We start from the raw sequence: 23,969 nt of genomic DNA on the forward strand, positions 1-23,969 counted from the left end.
AAAGCTCTAAACTTAATAAAGGTAACTTATTTAGGGGGAACATTGATATGAATTCTGAAACACGTGAAATGTTTAAAACTTTGACAGAACTACCGGGAGCTCCAGGAAATGAGCATGCGGTTCGTAAATTTATGCGTCAAGAACTAGAAAAGTATTCAGATCGATTGATCCAAGACAATTTGGGAAGCGTTTTTGGCGTCAAGGACTGTCAAGAAGATGGACCGCGTATCATGGTGGCAGGGCATATGGATGAAGTTGGGTTTATGGTTACACAAATTACGGATAATGGCATGTTGCGTTTTCAGCCTTTAGGCGGCTGGTGGAACCAAGTGATGTTGGCAACACGCGTAGACATTATTACAAACGAAAAAACGATTCCAGGCGTTATTGGTTCCATTCCTCCACATTTGCTAAGTGAAGAATTGCGAAGTAAACCAATGGAAATAAAAAATATGCTTATCGATATCGGAGCAGACAATAAAGACGATGCATTAGCGCTTGGCATTCGCCCAGGTCAGCAAATTGTGCCTTTTAGTCCGTTTACACCAATGGCGAATGATAAAAAAATTATGGCAAAAGCTTGGGATAATCGTTACGGTTGTGGTTTAGCGATTGAGCTTTTAAAAGAGCTGAAAGATGAAAAATTGCCAAACCAATTGTTTTCTGGAGCAACCGTAATGGAAGAAGTTGGGTTACGCGGTGCACAAACTGCGGCAACGATGATTCAGCCAGATTTATTCTTCGCATTAGATGCAAGTCCAGCTAATGATGCAACGGGTGATAAAAATGAATTCGGGCAGCTTGGTAAAGGAACTTTGTTGCGCATATTAGATAAGAGCATGGTCACTCACCGAGGCATGCGTGAATTTATACTCGATACAGCTGAAACACATCATATTCCTTATCAGTATTTCGTTTCACAAGGTGGAACAGATGCAGGTCGCGTACATACAACCAATGAAGGGATCCCGAGTTCTGTAATTGGAATTTGTTCTCGCTATATCCACACGTCAGCATCTATCATTCATACAGATGATTATGCAGCAGCGAAAGAATTACTGACAAAGTTAGTGAAAGCTACAGACCGCACAACTCTAGAAACCATTAAACAAAACGTTTAAAAAAGTGCCTATGGGCTCTTTTTTTTGAAAGGAATAACGCCAATGAAAAAAATTCGTGCAGCAATAGCATCCAAAAACCCTGCAAAAATCAATGCCGTATCAAACGTGCTTAAAAATATGGAATGGACAGTTGACTTATCGGCGATAGATGCGGATTCAGAAGTATCGGCTCAGCCTTTTTCACAACAAGAAACCCGTCAAGGTGCTGTCAATCGAGCAAAAAATGCATTGGGAGAATATGATTTTGCGATCGGATTAGAAGGCGGCGTTTACGAAATGGAAGGTATATTGTTTTTATGCAACTGGGGTGCACTAGCCACTCAGGATGGACATATATTTACCGCTGCTGGTGCTCAAATACCACTGCCGGAAGAAATTGCAGACGGTCTGCGAAATGGCACAGAGCTTGGACCGATTATGGACGAATATGCCAATGAAAGTGGAATTCGCCAACACAAAGGCGCGATCGGTATTTTAACGAACGGTCTGGTGAACCGAGGAGAAATGTTTGGACATGTCGTTAAATTATTGATGGGTCAGTATCAACGACACAGCGATTAAGTTGCATGTCCTTGTAAACACCTTTAAAATAAATAGCAGTAATGTCAGGGGGAATGAGCGTGCCTCGAGCTAGATGGATGGTGTTGTTACTTTTTTCAGTCGGACTAATGGCTGGCTGTAGCGCTACATCAGAAAACCTGGTTGTTCAAGGAGTATCGAACGCACGTGATGCGTTTGAAGCAGAACCAAAATCAGATAATGAAAAAATAGGGCAAACCGCTCTCTATTTGCCTAATGGCTATATTATTGAAGAACCGCAAGAAGACTTTAATGGCTTAATCACCAAAGGCGGCGATTCTTTTTCTTTGTCTATTAACCCAAATGAAAAAGCGACGAGTACTTTGTTTTATGATTTGCAGAAAGTAAACCCAGAACAACAATGGCTGGTAGATGAAAAATTTCGTCAAAATGGTCGGTTTGGGTTTGTGACAGTAACAGAAATTACAGAAAATAAGTTGGAACTCGTAATTGGAGCCGGTGGCGTTAAAATAGCAACCATTTCAACAGAAAACGACCTTCCTAAAAACATGAACTGGATGATGAAAACGGTTCGTTCAATAGAACTTGATGAATAGGAGATTGAAACAATGAGAAAATTACAATCGACTGAAGAATTTCATACATTAATAAAAGAACCTGCTTCAATATTTATGTTCACAGCAGGCTGGTGCCCAGATTGCCGCGTCATTGATCCAATTTTGCCTGAGATTGAAGAAAAATTCTCAGACAATATATTTGTTTCGGTAGATCGTGATCAATTTATTGATCTGTGTATTGAATTGGATATTTTTGGTATTCCGAGTTTTCTAGCTTACGCTAATGGTCACAAAACGGGCCGTTATGTCAGTAAAGACCGTAAAACACAGGCAGAAATCGAAGCGTTTATTTCGAATTTGTCACAATAACAATAAAAACGGTTCGCCTAACTAGGCTGAACCGTTTATTTATGAAAGCGAGGCAAAACAATGATGAAATCTACAGAACTTTTTAATATACTAAGAGAGCGTATGCCAAGCCGCCAACTAGAATGGCGCTTTGATCGGGAGAAGGATGTTGCAAATATTCAACATACAGAACTGGGCAAAGGAATGAGCATATCCTTGCCGCAAGTTATCAATCGCTTTGAAGCAAAAGGTGACTCAGCGATTCAAGAAATCGTTTATACGATTACAGAAACTTTCGAAGCAATGGAAAGAGAAGCAAAAGGTGAAATGAAATCGACCGAGCATATTTTCCCTGTTATTCGTTCAACTTCATTTCCAACGGAATCGAATGAAGGCCATAAGTTTATTACGGCTGAACATACGGCGGAAACACGCATATATTTTGCATTAGATGCTGGTACTACCTATCGCTTAATTGACGAAAATGTGGTAAATTCATTAAGTCTGACTGAAGAGCAGATTAAAGAAATTGCGAAGTTCCAAGTGAAAAAATTAAAAACTGCAGTCAAAGAAGACCATGTTGCCGGAAATATCTTTTATTTTCTAAACGAAAACGATGGCTATGACGCTTCAAGAATTTTGAACGAATCGTTTTTAAAAGAAATGAAAACAAAAATCACAGGTGATATGACCGTCTCTGTACCTCATCAAGACGTACTGATTATTGGAGATATCCAAAATGAAACGGGATACGATGTGCTCGCACAAATGGCTATGCATTTCTTTACGAATGGCAAAGTGCCGATTACTTCCTTATCGTTCATTTATGAAAATGATGAACTAGAGCCGATTTTCATTATGGCAAAAAACAGACCTAACGAGGAGAACGATAAAAAATGAATGTATTTTATAACAAAGAAGGAATTGGCGATGTGTTGCTCGTTCAACTTCAAACAGAAACTCCAGAAAAAATTGATCCCGAACAATTTGGGGACATAACATTGATCAAAGATGCAGAAGGAAAAATTGCTGGGTTTAATGTATTTAACGCCTCTAGTTATACAGACTTGGCTGGAGGTCAACAAGTAGAAGTGTCTGAAAAACTTGTTACATCTTTGCAAAATGCATTAGCTAAAAATGGTGTTGATTTTACGCTTGAAGTCGATTTTTCACCGAAATTTGTTGTTGGGTTTGTGGAAGCTAAAGAAAAACACCCAAATGCTGATAAATTGAATGTTTGTCAAGTTGCTGTTGGGGACGAAGAGAAATTGCAGATTGTTTGTGGTGCTCCAAATGTTGAACAAGGTCAAAAAGTTGTCGTAGCAAAAGTGGGGGCGGTTATGCCTTCTGGAATGGTTATTCGCGATGCGGAACTTCGGGGAGTGGCATCGACTGGAATGATTTGTTCAGCAAAAGAGTTGGCTTTGCCAAATGCACCTGAGGTAAAAGGCATTCTTGTCTTGTCTGAAGATGCAGAAACTGGCTCAGCTTTCGAAGTGAAGGCGTAAAGCACTATGAGCTGGATTAAAAACGTATGGAATCGTATGTTTACAGATACAGATGAGGTCGAAGAAATCGACGAAGAAATCATCTATGAAGAAGCCCCGACTGAGAAGAAAGAAAAAGCACCATTTCGTTTTCCACTTATTCCAGACGAAGAAAAAGATGATTTTTCCCATGATATAAAGCGTCCAGAACCGAGTACTAAAATGCCGATTTTCGATGAACAGGAAAGAACGGTTTATCGAAAAGAAGTTGAAAAACCGCTTATGGGACCAAAAGAGGCACCTGTGCGCTCGGTATCAAAACCAAAACGCAAAGCACCAGAACTACCTATCCAAAATGCGCGTCGTTTTGAACCAAGTCGTTCAGTGTCGCCAGTTCACGGTTATAACGTGTCGCGACCTGAACCTATTCAAAAAAAGGTAGAAGAGCAGCGTGAAAGTAAATTAGATCGCGAAATGTATGATGAAGCTATTCAAGAAAAAGCAAGAGCTGGATTCCATAAACCAAGAACACAGGTAGAGCCTGAAATCCGTTCTTCTTATGAAAAAGAGTCCGTTCAACAACCGAAGACAGAAGTTAAACGAGAATCCCGAGCAACGAGCGTTGTGTCGAATACAGTATCATTTGTTTTAGAAGCAAGAGAGCGGGAAGAAAAGGCTTTGTTATTAAAAGAAGCAGCTTTAGAAGAAGCGACAGAACTACACGAGACATCTCTAGAAATCGAACTTGTTTCAAAAGATGAAGAAGTAGAAGCCGTTGCCGAGTTAGAATTCGAAGTACAGCTAGAAACGGAAATTGAACTGGTAACAGTAGATGAAGAAGCAGATACAGTTGTTGAGTTAAAATCCGCAGAGCAGCCGGAAACAGAAATTGAAGTGGGCGTTACTGAACAACAGTCAGAATTGTACAACAAGTTGGATGTGAAAGTGCAAGCCGAATCAGAGGTGCTATCAGAACCTACAACAGAAGAAATAGAAGAACCACAAGCTTCAGAAGTACAAGTAGACACGAAACCAGAAGGTGTACAAAAGCGCGAAAAGACAGTGCCATTTAATGTGTTAATGCTTAAATCGGATAAAGAGTCTTTGAAAAATAAGGCTAAATCGCTTTCAGTTACGACTCCATATAATGAAAATCCTGTGGCGCAGGTACCAGAAGCGGAAAAAAAAACGATAAATTTAGTTGAACAAGCCGGAATTCAGTCGGATTTAATAGATTCGGCCGAATCTAAAGCTTATCAATTACCGTTACGAGAATACTTAATGGCTCCTGAAAACAATCGAAAAGACGAGGAATGGATGGAAGAACAAGGAGAGCGATTAGTCGTAGCTTTGTCCCATTTCCAAGTTAAAGCTGAAATATTGAGTACAGTACAAGGACCAGCTGTGACACAATTCGAACTAAAAGTTGCACAAGGTATAAAGGTTAGTAAAATTCGTAATTTAGCAGATGATTTAAAGCTAGCTTTGGCTGCACGAGATATACGGATTCAAGCACCGATTCCAGGTAAAAGCTCGATTGGTATTGAAATTCCGAACCGTACAAGTCGTGCAGTACGCATTTCTGAAATTATTGGCAGTGCTGTATTCGAAGATTCGGAATCACCACTTGAAGCGGCTCTAGGCTTAGATTTAACTGGAAAGCCTGTTACATTAGATTTGCGTAAAATGCCGCACGGCCTAATCGCAGGAGCAACGGGGTCGGGTAAATCAGTTTGCATCAATTCACTTTTAGTCAGCTTATTATATAAGTCATCTCCAAGAGATTTGAAATTATTGTTGATTGATCCGAAAATGGTTGAATTGGCGCCCTATAATCATATTCCACATCTCGTTAGCCCAGTTATTACAGATGTTAAAGCCGCAACAGCATCATTAAAATGGGCAGTCGAAGAAATGGAACGTCGCTATAAATTATTTGCCCACAGCGAAGTGCGCGATATTAGCCGTTACAATAAGCGGGTAAAAGAAAAAGGGCATCATGCTCAGCATCTTCCGTATATTTTAATTGTGATTGATGAGTTAGCCGATTTGATGATGATGTCGCCTTCGGATGTTGAAGATTCGATTTGCCGAATTGCACAAAAGGCACGTGCTTGTGGAATTCACTTAGTGATTGCGACGCAACGTCCGTCTGTTGATGTCATCACGGGACTGATCAAATCCAATATCCCAACACGCATTGCGTTCTCAGTGTCATCTCAAGTAGATAGTCGGACAATTCTTGATTCTCAAGGGGCCGAACGATTACTCGGAAGAGGGGACATGTTGTATCTTGGTAACGGTATGTCAGCACCTAGTCGTTTGCAAGGAACATTTGTTACCGATGACGAAATTGAAAAAGTTATCGAGCATGTGAGATCTCAAGGAAAGCCAGAGTACTTTTTTAAAGAAGAGGAATTGATCAAGCGCAGCGAATCGCCTGCTGAACAAGATGATTTGTTTGAAGACGTTTGTCGCTTTATCATGACGCAAGGAAGTGCTTCGACTTCTCTCTTGCAACGTAAATTCCACATTGGCTATAACCGTGCTGCTCGTTTGATGGATTTAATCGAACAACATGGCTTTATCTCTGAACAAAACGGCAGTAAAGCTCGTACTGTTCTAATCACAGAAAAGGAAATCGAAAGTGTGTTTAGTTAATTGTTAGTCGTCTGCTAGTTTACTGCAGGCGACTTCGGTTTTCTACTGCTATTTTTAACCAACTGAAATTTATATGTGGTTCGACTGTATAGAATACTGAAGTATTTTAAAAAAAGACAAATTTATGATATAATATTTTACTATGTTTATCTTTACTAGCTATAGATTTCGCTTAGCGATTTATATAGACTAATTTTCAACTCCCACAGGAGGTCCATTTATGACAGTTTTACATTTTACTGGGATCAAAGGTTCCGGTATGAGTCCGCTTGCACAAATCATGCATGACATGGGGAAACAAGTACAAGGCTCAGATATAGAGCAACATTTTTTTACTGAAGATCGATTGCGTGAAAGAGGCATCACCATTTTGCCGTTTGATGCAAACAATATAGAAAAAAATATGACCATCATTGCCGGTAATGCATTTGGAGACGATCATCTGGAGTTGGTAGAAGCGCGTGAATTAGGTGCAACCATTATCCGGTATCACGAGTTTCTAGGTGATTTGATGAGACAATATGTTTCTGTTGCGATTACAGGCGCACATGGTAAAACTTCGACAACAGGTTTGATGGCTCATGTATTGGGAGGATATAAACCTGTATCTTATTTGATCGGAGACGGGACCGGAGTTGGCCAAGAGGATTCTCATTTCTTCGTTGCTGAAGCTTGTGAATACCGCCGTCATTTTCTTGCGTACCACCCTGATTACGCGATTATGACCAATATTGATTTTGATCATCCGGATTATTTTACTGGAATTGAGGATGTCTTTAAGGCATTTGAAGAAATGGCTCAGCAAGTTAAAAAATGCATCATTGCTTGTGGCGATGATGAATATTTGCAACGAATTCAAGCGCCAATTCCAGTTGTGTATTATGGCTTTGGAGAAGAAAATGATTTCCAAGCAAGAAATATAGTAAAGTCTGTAGACGGAACTACATTTGATGTCGTAATTCGCAACGAGTTTTTCCATACATTTAAACTTCCAATGTTTGGAGACCATGCTATTTTAAATGCATTGGCTGTTATTTCTCTTTGCCATTATGAAAGCATTCCTGCGGATATTATTCAACAGCAGTTTGAAGATTTTGAAGGTGTAAAGCGTCGATTTACACAAACAGCAATTGCTGATCGGATTTTAATCGATGACTATGCACATCATCCGACAGAAATTCGTGCGACTTTGCAATCTGCTCGTCAAAAGTATCCAGAGCGGGAACTGATTGCTATTTTCCAACCGCATACATTCACACGTACTCAAACATTTTTACAAGAATTTGCCGACTGTTTGAGAGAAGCGGACCACGTTTATCTTTGTGATATTTTTGGATCTGCACGCGAAAAAGCAGGTACTTTAAAAATTCAAGATTTGGCTGACAAAATTGAAGACAGCCACATATTACAATTAGACGAAGTGTCTTCTTTAGCAGAGCACGGCAATGCCGTTTATTTGTTTATGGGAGCAGGAGACGTTACAAAATTCCAAGAAGCGTTCGAAAATGCATTGAATACAGGAGAAACAGTTTAACTTTCGAGTTAAACTGTTTTTTTTTCTGCAGGAATGAAACTGTTTTTGTCGAATAATGATAAAGACGGTGTTTAATCCAAACTGCTCAAGGGTAGAAGTAGAAAAGGATATAACATAATTTAATTAAAAGGAGGAAACAAGATGGATTGGCAGATTTTACTTTACATTGCCGCAATCGTAGCCGCTATTGGATTCTTAATTTTATGCGTAGCGTTGGCAATGACATTAAATTCATTAAAAAACACATTAAAAGAAGTTTCAGGTACCGTTGCTGGTCTTGAAAATCAATTGCAAGGGGTAACGTTGGAAACGACAAACTTATTGCATAAAACAAATGAACTTGCTGAAGACATTCAAGTGAAATCAGAAAAATTAAATGGAGTGGTAGATGCAGTTAAAGGTGTCGGCAACTCTGTTACTGATTTAAATTCAACTGTTCGCAGCATTACGTCACGCGTTGGTGTGCAAGTAGAACAAAACGAAGACAAGATTGCTCAAGTAGTTCAATGGAGTAACGTCTTTATGGGCATCCGTGAGAAATGGAACGAGCGCAAGATTTACGAAGCTAGTACAAATGCAACACAAACTCCGGTACCAGGACAGAAAAAATTACCTCATAACGGTCAATATTAAAACGTTTACTACTAACTAAATGGAGGAGAATTTTAATGAGCAGAAATAAAGACCAGTACAATCAGTCTAATGGTAACGATTCACAAAATAACCAAGATTATTATACACAAGGTGGCCAATACAGACAAAACAATGAAAAAAATTATCAACAGAGTGATTATGTGCCGCAATCTTATGGTGCATCAAATCGCTATGACGACCTTTATGATTACGAAGAGTCATCTGGTGGCTCAAGTTTCCTAGTTGGTATTTTAGTAGGTGGTGTTATCGGAGCAGCAGCTGCTTTATTCCTAGCACCTAAAACAGGTAAAGAATTACAAGCGGACCTAAAAACACAAGCGACAACTTTAAAAGAAAAAGCTTCTCAACAAGCAGATTTTAGTGAAGATGGGGCAGGTTTTGCGCATCAACTAAAAGAACAATCTACTAAAGTAGTTGAAAAAGTGAAAAACATGAAAGCTGGAAATTCTCCAATGGACGATGGTACCGCTTCATCAGAAGGCGAAGAGTCGATTGATATTCTTTCGACAGTTCAAAATACACAAAACCAACCTGAGACTAAAAGTTCTGATGAATTCACGTCAACTGCCAATGCGTTAAAACAAGCAGTTGAAGAAGTTAAAGAAGAAAAAAAACCAGATACAAGTTCGTCAACAGCTGGCAATACAGGCAGCAATACGAACAGCAATACAGCAAATACAAGCAAAGCTCCAAACACGACCAGCAGCAACAACAACAGCAATAAATCATCAAATGGTTCAAACAAGAATTACGATCAAAAGAATTAATTTGGGAGCGGTTTAGATGAAAAACTTAATGCGTGTAGACAGTATGGACAGTCTAAAACAGGCAGTAGGAAGTAATCAACATTACTGGCTGTTTAAACATAGCAGTACGTGCCCAGTGTCCGCTGGAGCGTGGAATGAATATAATGAATATGCCTCATTGCATCCGAATCAATTATTCTTATACCTCGTCGTTCAGGAAAGTCGAGAGTTTTCCAAAGCGATTGAAGAAATTACAGGAGTAAGGCATGAGTCACCACAATTATTTCACTTTGCGAGTCAAAAAATGGACTGGAATGCTTCCCACAACAAAATTAAAAGTAAGTTTATGAAAGAATTTATCGCCTAACAAGAAAGCCGAAGCCTTGATGCTTCGGCTTTTTCATGGTCTAAATACTTTAGCGCGTTGAAGCGTTAAAACATTTTACGTGACTTTCCTGAATAGTTTGCTTATAATAGTCCTATCAAGTTAATATGCGTCACCTGATAAAGGTTAATCGCGAAAGGGGAAGTTATAGAATGAGTAATTTAGAGTTAGAGCAGCTAAGAGAAAAAGTGGACGCAGTCAACCTGCAGATTCTGTCTCTTATTAATGAGAGAGCTTCCGTAATTCAAGAGATCGGAAAAGCAAAAGAAAAACAAGGTGTTAACCGCTACGATCCGTTGCGTGAACGCCATATGTTGAATCTGTTAAAAGAAAATAATGCTGGACCACTAGATCAGAAAACAGTTGATCATATCTTTAAAGAAATTTTCAAATCAGCATTGGATATGCAAGAAGAAGATATCCGCAAAGCATTACTTGTTTCACGTAAGAAAAAAGCTGAAGATACGATTATCAATATTAACGGCGAACAAGTTGGCGCTGGAGATCCATCATTCATTTTTGGACCTTGCGCAGTAGAATCTCAAGAGCAAGTAATGAAAGTTGCAGAAGCTATTGGCGGCAAAGGATTGAAAATGATTCGTGGGGGAGCTTACAAACCACGTACATCGCCTTATGATTTCCAAGGGCTAGGCTTAGAAGGCTTGAAGATGCTGAAAAAAGCAGCTGATCAATACAACTTAGCAGTTGTTTCAGAAATCGTGACACCTTCGCATTTAGAAGCTGCTCTTGATTACGTTGACGTTGTACAAGTTGGCGCACGTAATATGCAGAACTTCGAATTGCTAAAAGCTGTAGGTTCGATCAATAAGCCGGTTTTACTAAAACGTGGGATGTCAGCAACTGTGGATGAATTTATCCATGCAGCTGAATACATTATTGCTTCAGGAAATGAAAACATCATTTTATGTGAACGTGGAATTCGCACATACGAAAAAGCGACACGTAATACATTAGATATCTCGGCTGTGCCAATCTTGAAACAAGAAACGCATCTTCCGGTATTTGTAGACGTAACTCACTCAACAGGTCGTCGTGACTTATTGCTTCCTGCTGCCAAAGCGGCAATCGCAATTGGTGCAGACGGCGTTATGGCTGAAGTTCACCCAGATCCAGCAGTAGCATTATCTGATGCTCAACAGCAAATGGATATTGGCCAATTCGATGAGTACTACGATGCATTGATGAAATTCATGAAACAATACGAAATGAAAATATAAATCGGAAAAGTCGGAGTTACTCCGGCTTTTCTTTTTTTTAGTTGATATTCATGAAGTTTTTATCGTATGATTAAAGAAAGACTGGAAAAGGAGGGCGCACAATGACCGTTACGATATATGATGTGGCAAGAGAAGCAAACGTTTCCATGGCTACTGTGTCACGTGTAGTTAATGCCAATCAAAACGTTAAACCGGCTACAAGAAAGAAAGTATTAAAAGTGATAGAAGAATTGGGCTATCGTCCAAATGCTGTTGCTCGTGGACTGGCAAGTAAAAAGACAACGACGGTCGGCGTCATCATACCCGATATTTCCAATAGCATGTACGCTGAATTGGCCCGTGGAATTGAAGATATCGCGACAATGTATCGCTACAACATTATTTTATCCAACTCAGATCAAAACGAAAACAAAGAACTTCAGTTACTGGAAACCATGCTCGGAAAACAAGTAGACGGAATTGTCTTTATGAGTGATGTAATTTCTGCTGAACTTCTTAAAGAAATGGAACGTTCGCCGACACCAATCGTGTTAGCTGGCTCTATTGATGAATCAGCGGCGATTGCTTCGGTAAATATCGATTATTACGGTGCAGCTTATGAAGCTGTGAAAAAATTGGTCGATAACGGACACCAAAAAATCGCCTTTATTATCGGACCGTTAACGTCAATGATTAACAAAGAATACAAGCTAAAAGCGTATAAAGAAGCACTAGCAGATGCTGGCATTGACTATGACGAAAAGCTTATTGTAGAGTGTAATAATTCATACGATGAAGCTATGGAGGCTGTTCAAACTTTAGCTCCTGTTGAGCCAACTGCTTATTTTGTCAGCAATGACGAAATGTCTATTGGAGTTATTCATGCAGTAGAAGAGCAAGGGAAGAAAATCCCAATGGATGTCGAAGTGATTAGTTATGAAAATTCTAAATTGGCACGTATGGCGCGTCCAATGTTGACTTCTGTTGCTTTCCCGCTTTACGATATTGGAGCAGTTTCGATGCGCTTATTAACAAAATACATGAATAACGAAGAGATTGAAGAAAAGCAAGTTATTCTTCCATATCGAATCGAAGAAAGAGAATCGACAAAAAACGATTAATATTCCTTTTTGAAAATAATAATTACAAAAAAGAAGACACGCTTCCTGGATCATTTTATCCAAGCAAGGTGTCTTCTTTTTTGTGGAAAAACAAAGCTTAATTCCGTTAATTATTACGAATCATGTATAAGGCTTTATTAAGCATTTGTAGGTTTTTATCGGTAATTTCTGCTTTTCGTGGTATGGCTTTGTACATATTCGGTGGATCTTCCCATGAATCGATTAATTTGACAGGGGACTCTGGTTGCCATTTTTCTACCCAAGAAGTTGGTAGCTTTCCTGAAGGAAGAGGGAAATTGTTCATTTCCATCCAGATTAACGACCAAGCTCGAGGGACAACACGCCAAATATCGTAACCACCGCCACCAACAGCTATCCAACGGCCCTGACAATACTCATGAGCAAGTTCGTGTGCAATCTTAGGTATTTCCTTGTAAATTTCCATCGTGCCGTACAAGTGGGTCAGAGGGTCAAGATAATGGGCATCTGCACCATTTTGTGTCAAAATCACATCCGGTTTAAAAAATTCAAAGATTTCCCTCATAGATGTTCTGTAAATCTCAAGAAAAGATTCATCTTCTGTAAATGCATCGATAGGAAAGTTGAAGGACGTGCCGTATCCTTGACCGCTGCCTCGCTCATTAATGTTGCCCGTTCCAGGGAAAAGATAACGACCTGTTTCATGAATAGAAACGGTACAAACATCAGGGTCATCATAAAAGCTCCATTGAACGCCATCGCCGTGGTGTGCATCCGTATCGATATAAAGTACGCGAGCATTGTATTTGGTTTTTAAATAATTGATAGCGACTGAACTGTCATTATAAATACAAAAACCAGATGCTTTGCCTCTAAAGCCATGGTGAAGTCCGCCACCTAAATTTAATGCGTGCTGAGCTTTACCTTCCATGACGTAATCGACAGCTGTCAATGTGCCGCCAACTAAACGTGCGCTTGCTTCATGCATATTTTCAAAAATAGGAGTATCGTCTGTTCCGATACCATAACTTTCACCGGCTTCAGGTGTTATTTCTCCACGACTCGCTTTTTTAACGATGTCGATATAGCGCTGATCGTGAGCTAATAATAACTCTTCATCTGTCGCAATGCGTGCAGGAACGATTAAATCACTTGAGAGCGCGTTCATTTGTTTTAATAAATCAATCGTTAAGACGAGTCTTTTCTGGTTAAATGGATGTGTTTCAGAAAATTTATACCCCAATTGATCTTCTGAAAAGATGAACACTGCGTGCTTCATTCGTTCACTTGTGGCGTGCTTGGCCATAAAACATCAAAACCTTCTTTTCGTAGCTCATTGATGATCGCCAGAGGGTTCATCGTTTGAACACGAAAAACTAAAATTTTACTCGCCTTATTTACTCTGTCGGGGTATACAAGCACACTCAACACATTAACATTTTGGTGCTGAAAAACTTTCGAAACTTCATATAAGACGCCAGATCGGTCATCAACTCGAATTTCAATTTGTGAACCCGGCTGATGCGCCCCTGTTAATTCGATAAAAGTATATAAAAGATCTGTCTCTGTTAAGAAACCTACAAGTTTTTCGTTGCTTACAACAGGAATGCAGCCAATTTTATGTTCATAGAAAATCATCGCTACTTCTTCGACAAAGTCGAGCGGGTGAGCGATAACCGGGTTAGCTGTCATAATTTCTGCCACTTTCTTTTTATACGGTTCACCTTTAGGTGCTACGGTAAACCGAGAAGGAACTGCTTCTTTTAAATCCCGATCTGTCACGATACCGACGACTTTTCCATCATCGACTACCGGTGCGTGTCGAACTCGTTTGTCTTTAAACAAATCCATAACGTCTTGAACCGTCTGCTCTGAACTTAATGTATACACATCGGTTTTCATAATTTCTTCGACTAACATAAAAGCACCCCTTTAAAATTAAATCAATACATATAGCGATTCATAAACCGGAGTCTGTCAAATTTTTGAATGGATTCATTATCGACACGGCTGCCAATTTTGGCCATCAAGCAATTCGCTGGATGTGAGCTGATTTCAGGGTCATCGGTGGCATAGTATTCCAAACCGCCGGCCTGCATCATTTTTTCCATCACTTTTCGGTATTCCCATACATTTAACCCGGTTCCTTTTAAATCCCAATGCCAGTAATATTCAGTCGTAATAACGATGAAATCTTCAAAAGCATCATCCATCATTGAAACTTTCAGTAAAGCTTTTCCGACTCCGTTGCCTCTGTATTTTGGAATGATTTCAATTGCTCCAAGCTCGATTAAGTTGTCCATATTTCCTTCCGACCAACGTTCTAGAGGATCGGGGTATAAGAATGTGACATAGCCGACAATCATCTTGTCTGAGCGCACGATAAGAATGCGTCCTTCTGGTAAATCCGCAATTTCGATAATGGCTTTATGCTGCTGTGCTGGTGGTCTAAAAGCCACTAAATTTTCGTGAAACTCAAGCTCGCTTAATTCTTTTCCTGCAATGGGGCCTTCGATAATAATCGGGCCATGTGCAGTTTCCAATTCCATAGAGTTATACATTTTTTTGTGTTCCATCATTTCACCGCCTGTCAGATGCAATTAGTTTCATTATACATGAACGTTTGTCATTTTGGAAAAAAGCAGACAGAATTAGCTGTTTTTTCTAAACAATTGAAATAATTCGCATTCAATTGTGACATTGTTGTAGAATGTAAGTAATCAATGAGAAAGGGTGAATGGAATGAAAGTTGAAGCATTACCAGCAAAATCAGGAGTACATCAATTACATAATTATGAAGAGACAGCAGCTAACTTCGATTGGACAGAAGTCGAGAAGGAATTTAGTTGGTACAAAAGCGGCAAAGTAAATATGGCTCATGAAGCAATTGATCGTCATGCTGAATCTGACCGAAAAAACAAAGTTGCTCTTTATTATAAAGATCAAAATAGAAATGAGTCGTATACATTTTATGAAATGAAGCGCATGACCAACCGTGCGGCGAATTTGCTAAAAGCTAATTCAAACCTTGAAAAAGGAGATCGTATTTTCATTTTTATGCCACGTTCTCCGGAATTGTATTTCTTAATGTTTGGGGCCTTGAAAATGGGTCTTATTGTTGGACCGCTTTTTGAAGCGTTCATGGAAGGGGCGATTTACGATCGTCTTGATGACAGCAAAGCCAAATCGATTATTACAACCCCGGAGTTGTTAGAGCGTATTCCTTATGACCGTTTGCCAGAATTAGAAACAATTTTCCTAGTAGGGGATGATGTCAAAGAGCAAGACGGTTACATTGATGTCATGAAAAATTTACCAGTTAGCTCTGATAAATTTGATGTTGAATGGTTAGACAAGGAAGACGGCTTGGTTCTCCACTATACCTCTGGATCTACGGGTAAGCCAAAAGGCGTCTTGCACGCCCAATATGCGATGGTCCAGCAATACCAAACAGGTAAATGGGTCTTGGATTTCAACGAAACTGATATTTACTGGTGTACAGCTGACCCAGGTTGGGTAACTGGAACCGCTTACGGTGTATTCTCTCCTTGGCTAAATGGGGTTACTACGGTTATCCTTGGTGGAAGATTTTCACCGGAAGGTTGGTATCAAGCGATTGAAGACTTTGGTGTAACGGTTTGGTATAGTGCGCCTACCGCCTTCCGCATGTTAATGGGAGCAGGAGATGCATTAGTAAAAGAATACGATTTGTCTACACTTCGACATGTATTGTCAGTAGGTGAACCGTTAAACCCAGAAGTGGTGAGATGGGGAGCTCTAGTGTTTGATAAACGCATTCATGATACATGGTGGATGACAGAAACAGGTGCGCAGACTATTTGTAACTATCCATCGATGACGATTAAACCAGGCTCTATGGGGAAACCAATCCCTGGACTGAATGTGGCTATTGTTGACGATCAAGGAAATGAATTGCCACCAAACCAAATGGGGAACTTGGCGATTGAAAAAGGTTGGCCATCAATGATGCGCCAAATTTGGAACAACCCAGCGAAATATGATTCGTATTTCTTGAAGGATAAATGGTATGTGTCGGGAGATTCGGCTTATATGGATGAAGAAGGTTATTTTTGGTTCCAAGGGCGTGTAGATGACGTTATTATGACTTCAGGAGAGCGTGTTGGACCGTTTGAAGTAGAAAGTAAATTGCTGGAACATCCAGCAGTTGCTGAAGCAGGGGTTATCGGTAAGCCAGATCCGATTCGTGGTGAAATCATCAAAGCGTTTGTGGCTTTGGTTGATGGATACGAACCATCAGAAGAGTTAGTGCAAGAAATTCAGCAGTTCGTTAAAAAAGGATTAGCCGCACACGCTGCGCCGCGCGAAATTGAGTTTAAAGACAAACTTCCGAAAACACGCAGTGGGAAAATTATGCGTCGTGTCTTAAAAGCTTGGGAATTGGATTTACCAGCTGGCGATTTGTCTACAATGGAAGATTAATCAAAAAAGCAGCGGACAGTATTATCTGTCCGCTGCTTTTTGAATTAAAAAAAACCCGATTCGCTAATAAAGCGAATCGGGTTAATGTTGTTAGGCTGCGTCACCTTCGGCCGGTTTATCTGGTTTAGGGTCTGGTTTCGGTTCAGGATCCGGCTTTGGTTCAGGATCCGGCTTTGGTTCAGGATCTGGTTTTGGTTCAGGATCCGGTTTTGGTTCAGGATCTGGCTTTGGTTCAGGATCCGGTTTTGGTTCAGGATCTGGTTTTGGTTCAGGATCTGGTTTTGGCTCAGGATCCGGTTTTGGTTCAGGATCTGGCTTTGGTTCAGGTTTCGGTTCTGGCTTCGGCTCAGGTTTTGGTGCAGCGATGCTGACACTGTTTGAAGCCGCTGATTGTTTTCCTGTAATATCTACTGCAACAATCGTATAGCTTCCAGGAGAACCCGCCGTATAGGAATTGCTTTGAGCTTCTGAAATAGAAGCTATACGCGAACCATCTTTGTAAACTCTATAACCGACAACGTCATTTGATCCAGAGTTGGACCATGTAATGGTTTTTCCGTTAATAGCTGCTTGAACACCACCAGGAGCAGCGTCATCAGCTTTAAATTCGGCACTTGCAACAATCGAAGAGAATTTTGAGTTGCCTGGGAATAGTTTACTTGCATCGCCTCCAAGTGGAGCCATTATGCGATCGATGTATTTTTGTGAAACACCAATTCCACCGCCTGAGATAAAGTCGCTAGGTGTATTAGACAACACGGCAAAACGTTTACCATCAATTGTTGTATACGAACCGCTTGTAAAACTATCATCTTTTTCTGTAGGCAACATAGCTTTAGCGTTAAATAAATCTGAACGAACAAGTCCTGCATTTTTGCAGGCCTCATCTGGAGATAATCCAGAAATACCACAGAACGATTTGGTAACAACTCCATCAGGCTGTTTAAATTTCTCTGAAGTGCCAACAAGTTCTGGTTTTGCATCGTAACTAGCGTTCATTAAGCGAGCCCATACTTGATTGACACGTAATGAAGCGGGTAAATCACGGTTTTCAAATTTTGATAACTTGATTTTTTCTGTATCGTAGCCAAGCCATAATCCCATTGTTACGTTCGGGTTATAACCGACTAACCATACGTCTGTAGTACTTTGTGTAGTACCTGTTTTACCTGCAAAATCAGCATCGAATTTCAATAATCGATTTGCGCGATTTGCTGTACCACGGTCTGTTTTAAAGACATCGCGCAGCATATCTGTTAACACATAAGACGTAGCAGGCGTAAAGACTTCTTTTGTTTCTGTTTTATGTTCGTAAATAACGTTTCCATCAGCGTCTTCGATTTTATCAATCATGGTTGGCTCTACATATTGACCGTTATTCGCAAACATTGCATAGCCATTAGTGATTTCTTCAATCGAAGCTTCAATTCCACCGCCTAAAGCAGAAGCTAAATTATTGTTCTCATCTTCTAAAACGCGTGTAAAACCTGCATTCATCATATACTGAATTGGCATTTGTTGTTGAATTTGAGCAAACAAGCGAATTGTCGGTAAGTTTTGAGATTGTGCTAACGCATCTCTTGCTGGCATAATTCCTTGTTCACTAGATGCGATAAAGTTGCTAGGACTCCATATATCTTTGCCATCCATATATTCGAATTTTACATCGACAAGAGGGGATCCAGCACCAATTTGACCTAATTCAATCGCGGGAGCGTATACCAATAAAGGTTTAACGGTAGAACCCATTGAGCGATATGCTGAAGTCGCATGATTTAACTTTTCAATTTCATGGTTTCGGCCACCAACAAAACTGATGATGCGTCCTGTGCCATTTTCAATCATAATACTACCAAGTTGAACAGGATATTCTTTGTCTATTACTTCTCCAACTTCGTTATAGCCTTTTCCTAATGCGGTTGTACCAAAAGATTCATACGATTTCTGAGCTTCTTCTTGAGCTAGGTAAATGTCTTTGTCAATCGTCGAGTGGATTCGATAACCATTAGATCTAACAGCTCGATCAGCTAGAATTGCGTATTCCTCATAAAGTTTGTTGTTTTCTTCTAATGTAATCGGGTCGATTCCATTTTGCTCCGCTAAAACGTCCATAATGATTCGAGATGCCCGTTTTTCAATTTCAACTGTGACAAAAGGGAACTCAGAGTATGAGCGTTTTTCGTCTTTGCGGAAATCAGCAACAATGTCATAAGCCATTGCTTCATCGTATTCTTTTTGTGTAATGTATTCGGTTTCTTTCATACGGAAAAGAACAGTTCTCATTCGATCAAGTGCTGGAGCTAATGCATCTCCTTCTTTTACTACACCACCTTCAGCGTATGGAGTGTATGTGTAAGGAGATTTTGGAATGCCGGCAATAAATGCTGATTGTGGCAAGTTTAAATCTTTAGCCGATACGTTGAATATTCCTTTAGCCGCTGTTTCAATACCGGCAATGTGTGCACCTGAAGAAATTCGGCCATACGGAATGATGTTCAAATAGGCTTCCATGATTTCGTCTTTATCCATGAATTTCTCTAAACGCATAGCAAGAAGAATTTCTTTTGCTTTTCGCTCGTAAGAAACTTCGTTAGTTAAAATTTGGTTTTTAATCAATTGTTGCGTCAAGGTAGAACCACCTGTTTGGGTGTCTGCATTTGACACATCTTGCATCAAACCGCGGAAAATAGCTTTTGGAACGATTCCTTCGTGTTCAAGGAAATACTCATCTTCAGTTGCCAGAACAGCATCTATTGCATAATCTGATACATTGTCTAATGAAGTAACTCTACGTTCCAAATCTGTTTGAAGCTTTCCGAGATAAACATCATTGTCGAAAAACATTTCGGAAGTTTCTTCAAAACTATAAATTTCTTTTAGCATTTCTTCCTTAGGACGAAGCTTTTCCTCGTCTACCAGTGAAGCAAAATAACCTGCTCCAACAGAAGCGGCAAAAACACCGATTGTGACCAAGACAATCGCCAAAATCAATGCCAAATTCCAAAGAACGCCTGTCGTTATGCTCATTCGTTTGAACCATTTTGTTGAAGTCAATTTATCGGTTGTTTCTTCAGCTTTTCCTAGCCAATACTTAAATTTATCACGCACATTATCACCCTCCTAAAATCTTTTATAGTATATCATATTCTTATAATTGCATCTAAGCATATTGACAAGTTGCAATAATAAAGTAAAATACTAGTATATTTCATATTTAAACAGTGAAGAATCCGAAGTAGATTGTGCAGTTTTGTTTAGAGAGCTGGTGGGTGGTGAAAACCGGTCAAAATGCATGAATCGAATTACAGGTTTGGAGTTTACGGAAGTGCCCCGTTCGGCACATGATGAGAGGGAGACGAGGTTCTCCAAGCTGGGTGGTACCGCGCAATTGCGTCCCTGCATGAATTTTTCATGCAGGGGCTTTTTTATGTGGATTTGTAAAACTCTCATCTGATTAATATATTATAAGGAGGAACAACAATGACGAACGAATTAATTCAAGATTTACAATGGCGCGGTTTGTTGTACCAACAAACGGATGAAGAAGGTATGGAGAAATTATTAAACGAACAAAAAATTTCATTATACTGCGGAGTCGATCCAACAGCAGACAGTATGCACATTGGACATATTGTTCCGTTACTTACATTACGTCGTTTTCAAATGCATGGTCATCAACCGATTTTATTGGTGGGTGGAGCGACAGGAATGATTGGAGACCCTTCAGGACGCAACGAAGAACGTCAATTGCAAACGACTGAACAAATTGACCGTAACGTTGAGGGGATTAAAGTTCAAATGGAACAAATTTTTGATTTTAAATCTGAAAACGGTGCGAAAATGGTCAACAACCGTGATTGGATCGGCGCCATGAGTGTGATTGAATTCTTACGTGACTACGGTAAATTGATTTCCGTGAATTACATGTTGGCGAAAGATTCAGTTGCATCACGTCTAGAAACGGGAATTTCGTTTACGGAGTTTTCGTACACGTTAATCCAAGCGATTGACTTTAATCATTTATACAACGAACACAATTGCCGCATACAAATTGGTGGATCTGATCAATGGGGCAATATCACAACAGGTCTTGAAATGATTCGCAAAACACATGATGAAGAATCAAAAGCTTTCGGTATTACAATTCCGCTTGTGACAAAAGCGGATGGCACCAAATTTGGGAAATCAGCTGGTGGGGCTGTTTGGTTAGATCCGAAAAAGACGTCACCATACGAGTTTTATCAGTTTTGGATTAACGCAGCAGATGCAGATGTGATCAAGTACTTGAAAATTTTCACGTTTATTAGCCGTGAAGACATTGAGGTATTAGAAAAAGCGGTTGAAACAGAAGCGCACTTGCGTAAAGCGCAAAAAACATTGGCTGAAGAAATGACCAAACTAATTCACGGAGAAGAAGCATTAGCTGACGCTCAGCGTATTACAAAAGCGTTGTTTAGTGGTGATTTGAAAGCATTGTCTTCTTCAGAAATGAAAGCTGCATTTAAAGATGTTCCTTCTGTAGAGATGCCAAAAGAAGACAAGTTGATAGTAGATTTGATCGTTGAAGCGGGCATTTCATCTTCGAAAAGACAAGCTCGTGAAGACGTTACAAATGGCGCGATTTCTGTAAACGGCGAAAAAGTGACGGACTTGGAATACATCGTCGACGATAAAGATCGTTTAGATGATGCATTTGCCATTATTCGTCGAGGCAAAAAGAAATACCACATGGTGCAATTCCAATAAGAATAACTTAAAGGACAGCCGAATTTTGAACTGCACCGAAATTGTTAGACACAACTAACAATGGAGGTGCAGTTCATTTTGGGCTGTCCTTTAATATGTTATATTTGTTTTTCTTTGATAAAATGAGGCAATTCCATATCTTCGAATTCTTCTGGGTGAATTAGTTTTCCTAACCGGATAGCGCCTTCGATCAGACGAGGAGAAGGGCGGCAATACAATTCTTCTTCCATTACATGAATATGATCGATAGCTTTCATGCCAGTCCAACCTGGACGTTTTTTGACAAGTTCAGGTTTTACTTTTGACGTTAAGATGCCAACCCATGCGAGTAGAATATAATCGGGTTGACGCTCTAGTACATCTGCCCAATCGGTTTGAATATTGGCAGAATCCGTATCGTCAAAAAGATTACGAGCACCGGTCATACTGCTAATTTCAGTAAGCCAGTTAATGTTGCCAGGGGTGAATACAGGCTTTGGCCACCATTCCCAGTATAATGACGGACAAGTATTTGCTCGTTTTCCACGTGACTTGATGTCTTCGATAACGGCCAAGTATTCAGAATGGATTGCTGTCGCATTGATTCCGCATGCATCTGCTACTTTTAATAAGTCTTTTCCAATTTCATCTAATGATTGTGGATCTAAGACAATGTGAGGGATGTTCCGTCTTACTAATTCATCCACGTTTTTTTCCATTCCAGGAACGCTCAATGACGCCAACACTAAGTCGGGTTTTAACGCTTCGAGTTCGTTCATTCGAATGGATAAATCAGGGCCGAGTTTGGGCAATGTCGTAATTTCTTTTGGCCAGTCAGAATAATCATCAATACCTACGAGCATATGTTCAGCGTCTAGAAATGCTAAAAGTTCCGTGTTACTTGGACAAATCGAAATAATTCGCATCCAGCTCCACCTCCATTTTTTCAAGTTTACCATGACCAATGAAAAAAATTCTTCCTATTTGAAGAAACTGTGAAAACAAAGTATCATAAGGAAGAAAGAACACAAGTTGTAAAATTCAGGAACGCTTTCTTCTATATAGTCTTTATCTATGAGGAAAGAGGGTCTTGGGTTTAACTAACAGAAGTTCGGGTAGGTATACATGTGTTGATAAAATGTATTTCAATAAATTTATTAAACAATTGACTGGAAATAAATAGCGAGAGCGGGGTGAAGCTATTGCCGAATCGATTAAAGAATGTGAACTTGCGTATTACGGTACCGAGTGTCGATTTGCAGCAATGGCTGTTAAATGTTGAAAGATCAAGACTTATATGAACACTTAAGCGGACGGACTTTGAAAATGACAGAAGACTGGTACAGTTCTTTAGACAAAAGCAAGGCCGGTGTTTATGGTTCGACGGACCCTGATAAAATAGCATTGTTAAAAAAACAAAATCATGAATTTCATCTTCGCTTTTGTACCATGTTTCAACAAGATTACAATGATTTTGAATCGAATTTTCAAGGTTGGATAGAATCCATTGTAAAAGATGAAGCTCATTTAGACACGCCAATTGTAGAAGTGATTGGTGAGTTTTTCCGTACACAAGATCAATATTTGGATGAGCTTGGAAAGTATGCATTAGCACACAAGGATCGAGTTAGTCATGAGAGATTGATGGAATGGACACAAGCGATTGTTCAAATCTTTAGTAAAGTGATTGTTGAATTTACGGATCAAAATTCGAAGGCTGCGGAAAAGCGCATGAACTCCCAACAACAGATGATTGTGGAAATGAGTGCGCCGGTTATTTTATTGGCGAATAAAATTGGTATGTTGCCTTTAGTTGGAGAAATCACTCCGCATAGAGCAGAAATTATATTTGAAAAAGCTTTAGCTCAAAGTTCTAAACACGATTTGGAGAAATTGTTTATCGATTTATCGGGTGTACCCATGATTGATACGATGGTCGCACAACAAGTATTTCAACTGATCAAAGGCTTGGAAATTATCGGCGTGAAAGTTGCTTTGTCAGGCATTAGCCCAGTGATTGCTCAAACTGCTGTGCAGTTGGGTATTAAGTTTATAGATATTGAAGTGTATAATACACTAGCTCATGCGTTAAAACAAAATCAAGTTGATTCGTTTTGATGAAAATCCCAAGAACCTTAATTGGCTCTTGGGATTTTTTTGAATTTTATTTAAAGGGATGCTGGTTTTATTTGCGGGATGGGCTTGGTTGTTTGCAGATTCGAATAGTTTGTTTGCGTAAAAGCATGGATTGTTTGCAGGATAGGAGTTTATTTGCAATATAAAGCGGTTTGTTTGCAGCGGTGGGGGAGTTGTTTGCAGGATAGGGCGCTTTGTTTGCGCAATAACATAGTTTGTTTGCGTATTCCAAAAACGAAAGAAAAAACCTCCCAAAACCTTGAAAGGTTTTGGGAGGTTTTCGAAATCAAGTTGGAA

Annotated in this window: 21 protein-coding genes and 1 other annotated feature; of the genes, 16 read left to right on the forward strand and 5 right to left on the reverse strand. The window is 39.7% G+C overall.

Annotation, left to right across the window (positions count from 1 at the left end; translation table 11 throughout):
• Positions 1–47: 47 nt before the first annotated feature.
• The 13 genes from BBI08_RS06320 to ccpA all read left to right on the forward strand — a co-directional run bounded on the left by BBI08_RS06320 (position 48) and on the right by ccpA (position 12,371).
• Positions 48–1,121 (forward strand): M42 family metallopeptidase, encoded by a 1,074-nt coding sequence (locus tag BBI08_RS06320; protein ID WP_008497218.1) that lies wholly within the window; start codon positions 48–50, stop codon positions 1,119–1,121.
• A 42-nt stretch (positions 1,122–1,163) separates the two neighbouring features.
• Entirely contained in the window at positions 1,164–1,682 is a 519-nt protein-coding gene (locus tag BBI08_RS06325; RefSeq protein WP_008497217.1) for a DUF84 family protein, read from the forward strand.
• 53 nt (positions 1,683–1,735) lie between these two features.
• A complete protein-coding gene (locus BBI08_RS06330) occupies positions 1,736–2,257 on the forward strand; it encodes a hypothetical protein (protein ID WP_237146579.1) in 522 nt (173 codons plus the stop codon).
• 12 nt (positions 2,258–2,269) lie between these two features.
• Entirely contained in the window at positions 2,270–2,587 is a 318-nt protein-coding gene (locus BBI08_RS06335) for a thioredoxin family protein (RefSeq protein WP_008497215.1), read from the forward strand.
• 63 nt (positions 2,588–2,650) lie between these two features.
• Positions 2,651–3,466 carry a DUF1444 family protein gene (locus BBI08_RS06340; protein ID WP_040850721.1) on the forward strand — a complete coding sequence of 272 codons (816 nt, stop codon included), beginning with the start codon at positions 2,651–2,653 and terminating at the stop codon, positions 3,464–3,466.
• Entirely contained in the window at positions 3,463–4,074 is a 612-nt protein-coding gene (gene ytpR / locus BBI08_RS06345; RefSeq protein ID WP_008497213.1) for a YtpR family tRNA-binding protein, read from the forward strand. Before BBI08_RS06340 ends, ytpR begins: the two co-directional genes overlap by 4 nt.
• Before the next feature lie 6 nt (positions 4,075–4,080).
• Positions 4,081–6,714, forward strand: coding sequence for a DNA translocase FtsK (locus BBI08_RS06350; protein WP_065527862.1), 2,634 nt, complete (start codon positions 4,081–4,083; stop codon positions 6,712–6,714).
• 220 nt (positions 6,715–6,934) lie between these two features.
• Positions 6,935–8,248, forward strand: coding sequence for a UDP-N-acetylmuramate--L-alanine ligase (gene murC / locus BBI08_RS06355; RefSeq protein WP_065527863.1), 1,314 nt, complete (start codon positions 6,935–6,937; stop codon positions 8,246–8,248).
• Positions 8,249–8,389: 141 nt separating this feature from the next.
• Positions 8,390–8,881 carry a DUF948 domain-containing protein gene (locus BBI08_RS06360; RefSeq protein ID WP_065527864.1) on the forward strand — a complete coding sequence of 164 codons (492 nt, stop codon included), beginning with the start codon at positions 8,390–8,392 and terminating at the stop codon, positions 8,879–8,881.
• 35 nt (positions 8,882–8,916) lie between these two features.
• Entirely contained in the window at positions 8,917–9,669 is a 753-nt protein-coding gene (locus tag BBI08_RS06365) for a YtxH domain-containing protein (protein ID WP_065527865.1), read from the forward strand.
• Positions 9,670–9,685: 16 nt separating this feature from the next.
• Positions 9,686–10,015 (forward strand): bacillithiol system redox-active protein YtxJ, encoded by a 330-nt coding sequence (gene ytxJ / locus BBI08_RS06370; protein ID WP_040850689.1) that lies wholly within the window; start codon positions 9,686–9,688, stop codon positions 10,013–10,015.
• Between the two features lie 170 nt (positions 10,016–10,185).
• The gene (locus BBI08_RS06375; protein ID WP_065527866.1) at positions 10,186–11,271 is read left to right on the forward strand and encodes a bifunctional 3-deoxy-7-phosphoheptulonate synthase/chorismate mutase; all 1,086 of its coding nucleotides are present in this window, start codon (positions 10,186–10,188) and stop codon (positions 11,269–11,271) included.
• Between the two features lie 101 nt (positions 11,272–11,372).
• Positions 11,373–12,371: a catabolite control protein A gene (gene ccpA, locus BBI08_RS06380; protein ID WP_008497206.1), complete on the forward strand. Its 999-nt coding sequence runs from the start codon at positions 11,373–11,375 to the stop codon at positions 12,369–12,371.
• Between the two features lie 106 nt (positions 12,372–12,477).
• Here ccpA and BBI08_RS06385 read toward each other — a convergent pair whose 3' ends face one another.
• From BBI08_RS06385 to BBI08_RS06395, 3 genes are read right to left on the reverse strand one after another with little or no spacing between them, the layout of a single operon-like run.
• Entirely contained in the window at positions 12,478–13,629 is a 1,152-nt protein-coding gene (locus BBI08_RS06385) for an acetoin utilization protein AcuC (protein WP_040850716.1), read from the reverse strand.
• The gene (locus BBI08_RS06390) at positions 13,626–14,270 is read right to left on the reverse strand and encodes an acetoin utilization AcuB family protein (protein WP_008497204.1); all 645 of its coding nucleotides are present in this window, start codon (positions 14,268–14,270) and stop codon (positions 13,626–13,628) included. The genes BBI08_RS06385 and BBI08_RS06390 overlap by 4 nt, the downstream gene beginning before the upstream one ends.
• A 23-nt stretch (positions 14,271–14,293) precedes the next feature.
• Entirely contained in the window at positions 14,294–14,926 is a 633-nt protein-coding gene (locus BBI08_RS06395) for a GNAT family N-acetyltransferase (RefSeq protein WP_008497203.1), read from the reverse strand.
• A 166-nt stretch (positions 14,927–15,092) separates the two neighbouring features.
• Here BBI08_RS06395 and acsA point away from each other — a divergent pair, with 166 nt between their 5' ends.
• On the forward strand, positions 15,093–16,811 hold the full coding sequence (gene acsA, locus BBI08_RS06400; protein WP_008497202.1) for an acetate--CoA ligase: 1,719 nt from the start codon (positions 15,093–15,095) through the stop codon (positions 16,809–16,811).
• 90 nt (positions 16,812–16,901) lie between these two features.
• On the opposite strand, the gene BBI08_RS06405 is transcribed toward acsA, so the two are convergent.
• Complete coding sequence (locus BBI08_RS06405; protein WP_008497201.1) at positions 16,902–19,919, reverse strand: transglycosylase domain-containing protein; 3,018 nt, start codon at positions 19,917–19,919, stop codon at positions 16,902–16,904.
• A gap of 104 nt (positions 19,920–20,023) precedes the next feature.
• Positions 20,024–20,212, forward strand: a binding site (T-box leader).
• A 79-nt stretch (positions 20,213–20,291) separates the two neighbouring features.
• Between BBI08_RS06405 and tyrS the strand changes: the two genes are divergently transcribed.
• A complete protein-coding gene (gene tyrS / locus BBI08_RS06410) occupies positions 20,292–21,557 on the forward strand; it encodes a tyrosine--tRNA ligase (protein ID WP_008497200.1) in 1,266 nt (421 codons plus the stop codon).
• 98 nt (positions 21,558–21,655) lie between these two features.
• On the opposite strand, the gene BBI08_RS06415 is transcribed toward tyrS, so the two are convergent.
• Positions 21,656–22,462: a cobalamin-binding protein gene (locus BBI08_RS06415; protein ID WP_065527867.1), complete on the reverse strand. Its 807-nt coding sequence runs from the start codon at positions 22,460–22,462 to the stop codon at positions 21,656–21,658.
• A gap of 349 nt (positions 22,463–22,811) precedes the next feature.
• Between BBI08_RS06415 and BBI08_RS06420 the strand changes: the two genes are divergently transcribed.
• The gene (locus BBI08_RS06420; protein WP_065527868.1) at positions 22,812–23,654 is read left to right on the forward strand and encodes an STAS domain-containing protein; all 843 of its coding nucleotides are present in this window, start codon (positions 22,812–22,814) and stop codon (positions 23,652–23,654) included.
• Positions 23,655–23,969 lie beyond the last annotated feature (315 nt).

It is taken from the genome of Planococcus halocryophilus, from assembly GCF_001687585.2.
Lineage (GTDB): Bacteria > Bacillota > Bacilli > Bacillales_A > Planococcaceae > Planococcus > Planococcus halocryophilus.